This window comes from Uliginosibacterium sp. 31-12 (assembly GCF_030548425.1).
GTDB classification, from domain to species: domain Bacteria; phylum Pseudomonadota; class Gammaproteobacteria; order Burkholderiales; family Rhodocyclaceae; genus Uliginosibacterium; species Uliginosibacterium aquaticum.
On sequence record NZ_JAUOOA010000005.1, the window covers coordinates 180,372 to 192,040 of the forward strand.

An 11,669-nucleotide genomic window follows, 5' to 3' on the forward strand; every position below is an offset into this window, starting at 1 on the left:
ACCTTCGTCGTCTGTCCGCATGACTGCGGCCATCAAATCAGGGCACGTGTATCTCTGCAGGGTAGTTGGATTCTATACCGAATCTTATATAAGAGTACGCAAACGCCGCGGCGCAGCAAATGCGGGAATGCGCTTACAGGAAGATTCGGAACAGACTTCACGGGATTTGACGGCAATGACAATCCCTTTACAGGCAGGACTGCGTAATAAGCCACGCATTGCAACGTTTTCCGGGCTTTCCCCCGTATCAAACAGGCGCCTGAGCCCCTAAAATGAGGGACTGATGAGAGATAAAAACATCCGCATCATGCCCCACGCCCGACGCCTGCTGCCAGCCCTGCTTGCCAGCCTGGGCGCGGTCACCATGTGCGTACCGGTATCGGCCATGGGATTAGGCTCTGCCAGTACCACCAGCCGGGTCGGCGGCCCCTTGCGGATCGAAATACCGGTTCAGGCGGATGACGCCGAGCGCATCGAACTTTCCTGTCTGCGGCTGGCCTCCCGGCCGTCGGACTACGGTGATGACTTGCCCTGGCTGAGCAAAGCCAAGCTGAGCATTGAGCAACGCAATGGCCATCGCCTGCTGGTGATCAGCGCACCAAGCAACAGCCACCCGGCGCTGGTGCTGGGCGTGCAGGTGAGCTGTGGCATGGAGATGCGCCGCGACTACACCCTGCTGATTCTGCCTCCGGCACCTGAACTGCAGCCCGACATCCAGGCACCTGCCCTGCGCTCGACCCCCGTCGTGGAGGCTTCAGCTACGCCCCGCCTGCCGACAGTCAATACGCTCACGACACTTGAGGGCGACACGGCTCGCAGCATTGCCAACCGCTTGTACCCTGCCGACAGCTCTGCTCAGCGCCGCATGGCCCGTGCGCTGCTGGCCCACAACGCGAGTCGCCTGAATGGCCGCAGCGGCACCTACGACCGCCTGCCTGCCGGTCTCACGCTTGAAATCCCCGCCTTGCCCGCCAGCCTCGCCGTGCCCCCTCCGCGCGAACCCGGCACGGTGCCTACACCGGGCACTGCCGTGGCAGAACCCAAACCAGTTGCCAGTGCCCCCAAGCCTCCGCCGCACAAGAGCCACGATCGTCTGGTTGTCAGCGCTGCGGGTGACGAAGCTGCACTGCAGCTTTCCACCTCGATCGGAAAACGTCGCGAACTCAATGAAGACCAGCGTGGCCGCCTACGTACCGAGATGCAGCTGATTGCCACGCTGGATGAAAAGATTGCCACCCAGCTCGAACTGGCTGATCGCCTGCGCCAACTCGAAGCCTTGCAATCCCGCCTCAAGGAAGACGCGGATCGCCTGGAAAGTGAATTGCGCGCCCAGCGCGCCCTGCAGCAATCCGGCCCGGTCGCCGCCAGCACACCGCTCGCAGTGCCCGTCGCACCGCCGGCCGTGACGCCCACCGCCGGGACGAACAGCGCCTGGCATCTCCAGCCGCTGCTCTGGCTGGCCGTAGCGGCCGGCCTTGCCGCAATACTCATAGCCGCCCGCTGGGCCTGGTTGCGCCGCCGGCACAGTCCGCTTGAAGGTGAAACGCTGCCGCTGCCTGCCGGCAACGAGGCGGGGCTGGCCGGGCACCTGATCGAACCGCTGTCCGAAGCCGACATCTGGCCGGACGAAGAAGGCCATGCGCCGCAGACCAATCCGCGCCTGGCTGCCAGTATGGAGGGGGCACTTGGCCAGTTATCCGTCTCCGGGCTGGGGCCAGCTTCGATGCTGCAGATCGTGGAGGACGATGTCGAAGAGCATGACTCTGCTGTCGAACTGGCCGAAATCATGATGTCCTTCGGACGTGTTCAGGGTGCGGCGCAGACTCTTGCGGACTTCATCCGAGCCAATCCGAAGCAGGCCGTGAAGCCTTGGATCAAGTTGCTGGAGGTCTATCGCGCAGCCGACATGCGCAGCGAATTCGATGCGCTCACCAGCCAGCTGAACAAGACCTTCAACGTACGCACAGTGGCCTGGGACGAATTCGAGATTGCCCGCCAGGCACCGGAATCGCTGGAACACATGCCGCACATCCTGGCGCGCCTGCATGACACCTGGGGCCGCCGTGAATGCCAGGCACTGCTCCACGAACTGCTGCGCGACAACCGTCAGGGCACTCGCCAAGGCTTCCCGCTTGTCATCATCGACGAGATCCTGCTCTTGCTGGGTATTCTCGAGACCCAGATCGGCCCCTACCGGCCAGAGCCGGGGGACCCGACCCTTACGCCAATCGCCACCCTGTCGCGCAGCGCCAGCTTTACTGCACCGACCGCCCCACTGGCGGTACCCTCAATCGTGCCTGAGGAGCTGGTCACCCGCCCGGCCCCACGTGAGCCGGAGCCCAAGCCGGCGCCTGCAGCGGTGCTAGCCAAACCCGAAGCACTGCCTTTCTCCTCGAGCAACAGCCTTGGGCAGCTCGACTTCGAGCTGGACATGACCGATCTGAGCAAGACCCTGCACATCAATCTGGACGAACTCGGCGGCGACACCATCGCGCCGGACGAATCACGCCACTAAGCCGGCCTAAACTCTGCCGTGTCGCGGGCTCAGTCTTGCGGCCAACAACACATGCAGCGCGGCTCAGACCGTACTCTCGCCAAAGAGCCGGAAAACCTTCAGAGAATCATCAACCTTGCGCGATGAGCGGGTCATCGTCTCCATCGATTGCCAGAGTTCGCGCAAGCCCTCCTGACTCACCTGGGCCAGGCTCGAGATCTGCTCCATGTTGCCGGTGATCTCCTGCCCGGCCAGCGTCTGCTGATCCGAGGCACCAGCAATATGGCGAGCCAGATCGAGCGTACGATCGCTGGCGGACTGGACGGCCAGCAGACAATCAACGCTGGAGCGCATGGTTTCAGTGCTGGCCCGGGCGACATGAGAAGTCTGATCCATGGCCATATCCACCGAAGCGGTCAGGCGCTGGATGTCCTCAACCATGGTGTTGATCTCAGCGGTGCTGCGCGTGGTGCGCTCGGCCAGCTTGCGCACCTCATCGGCCACCACCGCAAAGCCTCGCCCGGCTTCACCGGCCCGCGCCGCCTCGATGGCTGCATTGAGCGCGAGAAGATTGGTCTGATCGGCAATCTCCTTGATGGTGTGAGTGATGCTGCCAATTTCGGCCACGGCCCCGTTCAGCTCGCCAATCTCGGCGCGTGCGCTATGTACTGCAGCCATCGCAGCCTCGGAGTTGGACATGCCCCTGGCCACGATTTCGCGTCCGCTCGCCACTTGCTCACGAGACTCTCCTGCCGCCTGCGCCGCCTCGCCGGAACTGCCAGCCACCTCCACCACAGACTGGCAGAACTCCTCGGTCGCCGCGGCCACCGCCGAGATGCGATCGTACTGCTCGTCGATACGCTGGCTGATCGCATCGGCACGCGCATTGGCCATGCCAGTGTTGTGCAGACTGGTGCGCATGGCTTCGCGGATATGATCGATGCTGACCAGCCAGCGCGTCTGCATCACCGAGAGTGCATTGCTCAGACGGCCGATTTCGTCCGCTCGGGCGATATCGAAGCGATGCGAGAGATCGCCCTCACTCATCGGCACGATGGCTTCATTCAGCCGCTGCAAGGGACTAAACAGACGCTGGCGCATCAGCAGCGCACCAACCGGCAGAAGCAGCAAGGCGAGCAGCGTTGCTGCGCTGCCCGTCCAGGCCGGCCAGGCCAATGCGCCCACGAGAAGGCTCAGCAAAAGGGGAAGGGCGATAAGGGCAAACAGGGCATAGCACTGCGCGGCCAGGCTCAGCGGTGAGGAAGACCTCGCGGCCCCGCGGGCCGCAGCATCCATGCCGGCATACGCAGCCTCGGCAGCGCTGATCTGCTGCTGCGTCGGACGGCGGCGCACCGACATGTACCCGACGGTGCCGCGATTGCGCGTGATCGGCACGATCAGCGCATCCACCCAGTAATGATCGCCATTCTTGCAACGATTCTTGACGGTGCCTCGCCAGGGCAAACCGGCCTTCAGATCGGCCCACATGGCGGCAAAGGCGGCGCGCGGCATGTCGGGGTGGCGCACGATGTTGTGCTGACTGCCGATCAGCTCATCACGGGCGTAACCACTGATAGCCACGAAGGCTTCGTTGGCATCCGTGATCTTGCCGTGAAGGTCGGTCTGTGAAACGAGATAGGCGTTGGCGGGGAGTTTGACTTCGTGACGAGTGACAGGCTGATTCTTGTTCATGGTGGCATCGGGTTGGCTGCGATGACGGGTCTGATTCGCCCGCCTTCAACCCTAACGGCTCGATACCGCCCGACTTTATGGCCACACAACAATAGTGGTCATATTCGAACCTGTCATACCGCTTCGAGCTTGGCCAGACTCAGCAACAGCCACTTCACGCCGGCCGAGCCGAAGTTGATTTGCAGCTTGGCGTCCTGCCCACTGCCCTCGGCGGCGATGATCACCCCGTCGCCGAACTTGGCATGGCGCACCAGCTGGCCAATGCGCAGGCCTGCGAGATCGCGGCTTTTCTGCACGGCGCCGGCTCCCGGATTCCGCTTCGCTGCATCCGGGCTACTGTGCTGGCTGTTCCAGGCCGCGTTGCGCGAAGGGGTGTGATAAGCCCCGGCCCCAAAACCGGCCTGCACGCGCGGCGTGAGCCACTTGAGCAGGCCTTCCGGAATCTCGTCGAAGAAGCGGCTCTTCATCGCGTAACGCGTCTGGCCGTGCAGCATGCGGCTCTGCGCCAGCGTGAGGTAGAGGCGTTTTCTCGCCCGCGTCACCGCCACATACATCAGGCGCCGTTCCTCTTCGAGGCTGGCCAGATCGTTCATGCTCTGCTCATGCGGGAAGAGACCGTCTTCCACGCCGGTGATGAACACCGCGTCGAACTCCAGGCCCTTGGCGGCATGCACGGTCATCAGCTGAACAGCATCCTGACCGGCTTCGGCCTGATGGTCACCGGCCTCCAGCGAGGCGTGAGCCAGAAAACGTGACAGCGGATCGCCCGGCAACACTTCCTCGCCCTCGACCGGCGGCTGCTCGGCTTCGTTCATGAAGTAGCGCGCGGCACTGACGAGTTCATCAAGGTTTTCCAGCCGCTCCTGCCCTTCGCGCTCGGCACGGTAATGGGCGCGCAGGCCGGAGGCGTCGAGGATGTGATCGACGATCTCGTAGAGCGGCAGGCCATCGGTGGCGCGGCGCATCTCTTCGACAAGGCGCAGGAAGCCGCCGATGGCGGCGGCCGGCTTGCCCGAGAGGTGCGGCACGGTGGCGTAGAGGCTGGTGTTGAAGCTGCGCGCGGCATCCTGCAGCTGTTCCAGCGAGCGGGCGCCGATACCCCGTGTGGGGAAATTCACCACGCGCAGAAAGGCCGTGTCGTCATCGGAATTCGCCAAGAGGCGCAGATAAGCCAGCGCGTGCTTGATTTCCTGACGCTCGAAGAAGCGCAGGCCGCCATACACCTTGTAGGCCACGCCGCTGGAGAAAAGCTGATGCTCCAGCACGCGGGACTGGGCGTTACTGCGATAGAGCAAGGCCACATCGGAACGCGAAGCGCCGTCACGAATCAGCTGCTGAATCTCCTCGACGATCCAGCGCGCCTCATCCATGTCGCCCGGCGCTTCATACACGCGGATCGGCTCGCCGCTGCCCTGATCGGTCCACAGGTTTTTGCCCAGACGCTTGGAGTTGTTGGCAATGATGGCGTTGGCCGCATCGAGGATGTTGCCGTGCGAGCGGTAGTTCTGCTCCAGACGGATCACGTTGGCCACCCCGAACTCGCGCTCGAAGTCACGCATATTGCCCACTTCCGCGCCACGGAAGCCATAGATGCTCTGGTCATCATCGCCCACTGCAAACACGGCGGCGGGTGCTTCGGCGCCGTGCGCGGCGAGCAGCTTGAGCCACAGGTACTGCAGGCGATTAGTGTCCTGAAACTCGTCGACCAGGATGTGCCGGAAGCGCAGCTGGTAATGGCGGCGGATCGGCTCATGACGGCTGAGCAGTTCGTAGGAACGCAAGAGCAACTCGGCAAAATCGACCACACCTTCCTTCTGGCACTGGTCTTCGTATTCCTTGTAAAGGCCCACGCGCTGGCGCGTGTAGTCGTCCCAGGCCTCGACCTGGGCGGCGCGATGGCCGGCCTCTTTGTTGCCGTTGATGAAGTGCTGCAGCTCGCGCGGCGGGAATTTCTCGTCATCCACGTTGAGGGTCTTCAACAAGCGCTTGATCGCGGCAAGCTGGTCGGCCGTATCGAGGATCTGGAAGGTCTGCGGCAGCGCCGCTTCGCGGTAGTGGGCGCGCAGCATGCGGTTGCACAGGCCGTGGAAGGTGCCGATCCACATGCCACGCGTATTGATCGGCAGCATGGCGCCGAGACGCGTGAGCATTTCCTTGGCGGCCTTGTTGGTGAAGGTCACTCCGAGAATGCTCGCCGGATTGGCCTGGCCGGTCTGCAGCAGCCAGGCAATGCGGGTGGTGAGCACGCGCGTCTTGCCCGAGCCGGCGCCGGCCAGAATCAGGGCGGCCTGCGGCGGCAGGGTGACGGCGGCGAATTGTTCGGCGTTGAGGTTTTCGAGCAGCTTGGACATGGAGGCGCAACTTCAGACGAAGCACGCATTTTACAGGGCTGCCAGCCACCGCCGGGGCGCAGACAAAGATTTCACCCTAGGCCTCGGCCAACAGCCCCTCCAGGAGCTGGGCGGCGGCATCGAAATCGAGCGCCGAGATCAGTACGGTCAGTTGTTCAGCCAGCTCGGCGCCGCACGCGCCGGGCAAGCCTGCCCGCAGGTATTCGAAGCTGTCGAGGGCATCCATGTCGTGCTGATGCAGCTGACGCAGCAACTGCTGAAGCGCTACACGATCTGCTCCGCTGGCAGGGCTGGTTGCCTGTTTGCGGGTTTCAAGGTGAGCGGTAATGGCGGGTAGGAGCAGATCCAGACTGATCTCGACCGCATTGAGCGCAGCCAGCGCGGCATCGGCATCGCCCCGCTGCATGCCGGCCTCACCGAGCCGGGCCTGCTCCGAGAGTGCATTCGCACCGATATTGGCCGCTGTCGATTTCAGGGTGTGAAAGATCCGCCCGGCATCCTTGAAGCGCCCCTGCTCAAGATGATGGCGCAAGGCTTCAGGCAAAGGGGTCGCTTCAATGCAGAACTGCAACAGCAGTTCGCGAAACAGCGCCTGGTTATTGCCAATGCGGGCCAGGGCCTCACTCGTCTCGAGACCGGAGATGGCAATCACCTCGCCGGCCGGCGTGGATTCACCCGCATCTTCGGGCGACGCCGCCACGGCGTGGGAAAGGCTGTGGCCAAGCGCGCGTTCGAGGGTCTCGATGGTCAGCACGGCGTCCAGCGGCTTGCTGAGAAAATCATTCATGCCAGCGGCCATGCATTCCTCTCGCTGCCGCTGCAGCACGCCAGCCGTCATTGCAATCACCGGCAGCTTGATGCCCAGCTCGCTGCGCAGCAGGCGGGTAGCGGTGCAGCCGTCCATCACCGGCATCTGCACGTCCATGAGAATGGCAACGTACAACTCCGGATGGGCCCGCAGGCGATCCAGTGCCTCCTGCCCGTTGCCCGCCACATCTAGGATGGCACCAGCTTGCTGGAGGATGCCACGCGCCACCATCTGGTTGATGGCGTTGTCTTCCACCAGCAGCAGTCGGGCCCCACGCAGGGAGCGCGCCCTTAACTGCACTTCGGGCAGCTGCATGATGCGGCGCAGGTCACGACTATTGTCACGCCGCGAACAAGCCTGCATCACCGAATCGAGCAGCGTGGAACTGGTGACTGGCTTGATCAGCACGCCATCGAGCGACACCAGCAACGGATCGGCATTGAGTTGCTCCCGCCCGTGCGCGCTGGAAACGGCCAGCACGATCGGCGGCAAGGCATCCGGCTTGCGCTGGCTCAGTTGCTGGAGCAGGCGACCCCTACCGCGATCGGGCATGTTCCAGTCAATCAGCACGATATCGGGATTGCGGCCACGAGTGATCACACGGGCCATGGCCTCGGACTCACTGGCGCAGCTCTCGCAACTCACGCCAAGCGCTTCGGCAGCCGCCACCAGTGCACCGCTGGAACTATCGCTGCCATCCACCACCAGCAGATCCTGGATCTGCAAGCCCTGCAACGGCGGCGTCTGCGAGGCCTGACCTCCGGCCAAAGCCTGCATGCGCACGGTAAATTTAAAGCGACTGCCCTGCCCCGGCATGCTGGTGACACCGATGGAGCCGCCCATCATTTCAACCAGCCGTTTGCAGATCACCAGGCCCAGCCCGCTACCGCCATAGCGCCGGGTGGTGGAGGTATCCGCTTGGGTAAACGGAGCAAACAGGCGCCCGATCTGCTCCTCGCTCATGCCGATGCCGGTGTCACGCACCTCGCAACGCAGGATGATTTCGTTGCCCTCTCGCTGCAGCAGGCCGATGCCAACCGACACTTCGCCGTTGCCGGTGAACTTGATCGCATTGCCGGCCAGATTCACGAGAATCTGCTGCAGGCGCAACTGGTCTCCCAGCAGGATGCGTGGCAGCGCCGGGTCGACCTGGATATGCAGATCAATATCCTTGTCAGCCGCGCTAACGGCCATGATGCCAGCCAGCGCATCGCATACATCACTGAGGTGGAAAGGCACCGGAGCCAGCTCCATGCGCCCGGCCTCGATCTTGGAGAAGTCCAGGATGTCGTTCAGGATGCCCAGCAAGGCCTTGCCGGAGACTTCGATCAGGCGCAGTTGCTCGCGTTGCTCGGCATCCAGGCGCCCGAAGCCAAGCACCTGGGCCATACCCAGTACCGCATTGAGCGGAGTACGGATCTCGTGACTCATGTTGGCGAGGAACTCGCTCTTGCTGCGACTGGCCGATTCGGCGGCCTCGCGCGCCTCGCGCTGCATGCGTTCAGTCTGTTTGCGCGCGCTGATGTCGTAAGCAATCCCCATGAAACCCGAAATCTCTCCCTGCACATTACGCAGGGCCGTGACGGTCAGCATCACTGCTAGCGTGGAGCCATCCTTGCGTACATAGGTCCATTCGCGCGCTTCAGCTTCACCACAGCGGGCCTTGTGCACGAAAACTTCATAACCCTCGATGAGCAAACCAGTCTGTTGCGAGAGCTCCGCCCCACGGCACCTCAGCTCGTCTGGCAAATGGAAGATGGCGGGGGTTGCACAGCCAATGAGCTCGCCAGCCGGGTAGCCCAGCATGCGCTCCGCGCCGGTATTGAAGACGGTGATCAGCCCGTCTTTATCCGACGCCACAATCGAAAACTCACTGGCGGCATTGATGATGGCCTGGAGCAGGTTCTGGGTAGCTTCGATGCGCTGCTCGGCGCTGTAGCGAGCAGTGACATCGCTGACCATGGCCAGGGTCTGATGCCCCTCCGAAGTATCCACCGGGCTCAGTGCAATTTCGAGCGGAAACTCGCTGCCGTCTGCGCGCAGCCCCGTGAGATAACGCCCCTGCCCCATCAGCCGCATCACAGGAGCCTCCTCAAAACCTTCACGCAGGCGCTGATGCAAGGCACGCGCGCCTTCCGGCAGGAGGGTTTCCAGCGGCTGTCCGAGCAGGGAGCCTTCGGCGTGGCCGAACATGGCTTCGAGCCGCCCATTGAGCAAACTCATGCGCCCCCGCCTATCCACCATCACGATGCCACTGGGGCTGGCATCAATCACCTGACGGAAGCGCGCCTCGCTTTTGCGCAAATCAACCGTCATTTCGCGGGCTTTGGCTTCAGCCTGGGCAATCACCAGACGGGAGGAGCGCGCGCCCACCAGTAGCAAGGCAAACAATAAAAAGGAAGTCAGGATGCCGCTCGCCAGCACGACTTCCGGCAACTTGTCCGCCGTTTCGGACATGAAATTTTCATTGGGCGTAAAAACAGCCTGCCATTGCCTCCCTGGCAGCTCAAGCTGCACCTGGATCACAAGATCATTGCGTGCTGCGAGTGCCAGCTCCTTGGCGGAGTCAGAGGCGTAAAGCAAATGCGCAGGGCGGGTATCGGCGCCGTCAAAAAGCTGCAGGTGCAGCAACCTATTCTCCTGATGGCCGAAAATCCCTTCCATGAGTTCGGCCACGCGAAAGGCCGTAAACATGAAGCCGCGGATCGCCCGACGACGCTCACTCAGCGACTCCAACGGCACACCACTCAGGTACACCGGCGCGAACATCATGACGCTTGGCCTATCCTCCCCTCCGTCCAGAAACAACCTGACCCGGCCGGTTATGCTACTGCTGGCGCTATCCACAGCAAGCGCCATAGCCTCGCTGCGTATCGGCTCGATGAATTGATCGAGGCCCAATACACGCTCTTGCGCTGCGCGCGACCAAGGCTCTCCGAACACGATGGGGGCATAGCGCGCTCGATCACCTTCAGGACGGACCCGATACTCACCCAAACCGCTCTGGCGCATCAGCCGCTCATGATTCGTCAGCTCATGCCGGTGGACCAGCTCGATATAGCCAACCCCCAAGATTCCCGGATAGCGTCGCTCCAGATCCAGGCCTCGGTAGTAAGTTGAGAACTCCTCACGGGTTACCTCGTCACTGGCCTGCAGGAGGCCGGTGGCACCCAGCAGGATCTGCCGATAAGCATCAATACGCTCCTCAATCAAACGATGAGCGTCCGCCACCCGCAACTCGAAGGTGTGTTGACGCACGCCCTCGACATAGCGCAGCAAGGACTGCCAGGCCACCAGGCTCAAGATCAGTCCGAACATCAGGACCAGCCAGGGAATCGCATCCCTGAGGCGCCGTCGGACCTCCGCATCCGCCAACGATCCGGAGAGCTGTCTCATGTGCCACTCTCCGCCAGCATCACCCGGTTGCGCCCCGCGGCCTTGGCCCGGTACAGCGCGGCGTCCGCCGCGGCAACGATTTCATTGTTACCGCCGTCGATAGCGGGTTTTCCAGCGGCTACGCCAACACTGACGGTCACCATGCCAAACGATGAAATTTCGTGGGGCAGCGCCAGTGCGCGCACCCTTTCAACCAGGAACTCTCCGAAGCGACAAGCCTCTTCGCGTTCGGTATTGGGCAGAATCACCGCGAACTCTTCACCGCCATAGCGCGCCGCCATCTCTCCAGGCCGGCGCGCCGACTCCTCGATGCACAGAGCGATCTGGCGCAGGCAGGCATCGCCGGCCTGGTGACCGTAGAAATCATTGAAAGGCTTGAAATAATCGATATCCACGATCGCCAGCCCCAGCGGGCCTGGCGTACGGCGATGGCGGCGACATTCGATCAGCAACTGTTCATCGAAGGCACGGCGATTGTGGATGCCGGTGAGGCCATCGCGCATGGCCAGCTCGAGCAACTGATCCCCCTGGCGCTTGAGGGTGAGATGGGTCTTGACGCGCGCCCGCACGATCGGCTCGGAAAGCGGTTTGGGAATGAAATCCACCGCCCCGGCGGACAGCCCCGCCACCTCGTGATCGACACCGGTATATGCGGTGATGAAAATCACCGGCACATCCATCAACTCGGGAGTTTTCTTGATCAACGAGCAAGTTTCCAGCCCATCGATTCCGGGCATCTCCACGTCCAGCAGAATGATGTCCGGCATCAACTCAATGGCCATGCGGATCCCGGAATCACCGCGTGTTGCGAAATGCACGTTGCCCATGTCACGCACGAAATGGCTCACCAGACGAATACTGCTGGGCGAGTCGTCGATAATCAGGATCTTTGCTTCGCGTTCAAGCGGACGGGCAGCCATGCGTGCAT

At 62.6% G+C, this 11,669-nt stretch carries 5 protein-coding genes; 1 reads left to right on the forward strand and 4 read right to left on the reverse strand.

What is annotated here, in order from left to right; translation table 11 throughout:
- The first annotated feature begins 283 nt into the window (after positions 1-283).
- Positions 284-2,515, forward strand: coding sequence for a FimV family protein (locus Q3Y64_RS11525; RefSeq protein WP_303561952.1), 2,232 nt, complete (start codon positions 284-286; stop codon positions 2,513-2,515).
- Positions 2,516-2,578: 63 nt separating this feature from the next.
- Here the strand turns inward: Q3Y64_RS11525 and Q3Y64_RS11530 are convergent, their stop codons facing one another.
- The 4 genes from Q3Y64_RS11530 to Q3Y64_RS11545 all read right to left on the reverse strand — a co-directional run bounded on the left by Q3Y64_RS11530 (position 2,579) and on the right by Q3Y64_RS11545 (position 11,661).
- Positions 2,579-4,186, reverse strand: a complete 1,608-nt coding sequence (locus Q3Y64_RS11530) for a PAS domain-containing methyl-accepting chemotaxis protein (protein WP_303561955.1) — start codon at positions 4,184-4,186, stop codon at positions 2,579-2,581.
- A 113-nt stretch (positions 4,187-4,299) separates the two neighbouring features.
- A complete protein-coding gene (locus tag Q3Y64_RS11535) occupies positions 4,300-6,537 on the reverse strand; it encodes a 3'-5' exonuclease (protein WP_303561957.1) in 2,238 nt (745 codons plus the stop codon).
- A gap of 76 nt (positions 6,538-6,613) precedes the next feature.
- Positions 6,614-10,741, reverse strand: a complete 4,128-nt coding sequence (locus Q3Y64_RS11540; RefSeq protein ID WP_303561960.1) for a CHASE domain-containing protein — start codon at positions 10,739-10,741, stop codon at positions 6,614-6,616.
- Entirely contained in the window at positions 10,738-11,661 is a 924-nt protein-coding gene (locus tag Q3Y64_RS11545; RefSeq protein WP_303561962.1) for a diguanylate cyclase, read from the reverse strand. The genes Q3Y64_RS11540 and Q3Y64_RS11545 overlap by 4 nt, the downstream gene beginning before the upstream one ends.
- Positions 11,662-11,669 lie beyond the last annotated feature (8 nt).

Coding starts and splice junctions, on each gene's coding strand:
- Q3Y64_RS11525 (WP_303561952.1), top strand. CDS start 284: ATGAGAGATAAAAACATCCGCATCATGCCCCACGCCCGACGCCTGCTG.
- Q3Y64_RS11530 (WP_303561955.1), bottom strand. CDS start 4,186: ATGAACAAGAATCAGCCTGTCACTCGTCACGAAGTCAAACTCCCCGCC.
- Q3Y64_RS11535 (WP_303561957.1), bottom strand. CDS start 6,537: ATGTCCAAGCTGCTCGAAAACCTCAACGCCGAACAATTCGCCGCCGTC.
- Q3Y64_RS11540 (WP_303561960.1), bottom strand. CDS start 10,741: ATGAGACAGCTCTCCGGATCGTTGGCGGATGCGGAGGTCCGACGGCGC.
- Q3Y64_RS11545 (WP_303561962.1), bottom strand. CDS start 11,661: ATGGCTGCCCGTCCGCTTGAACGCGAAGCAAAGATCCTGATTATCGAC.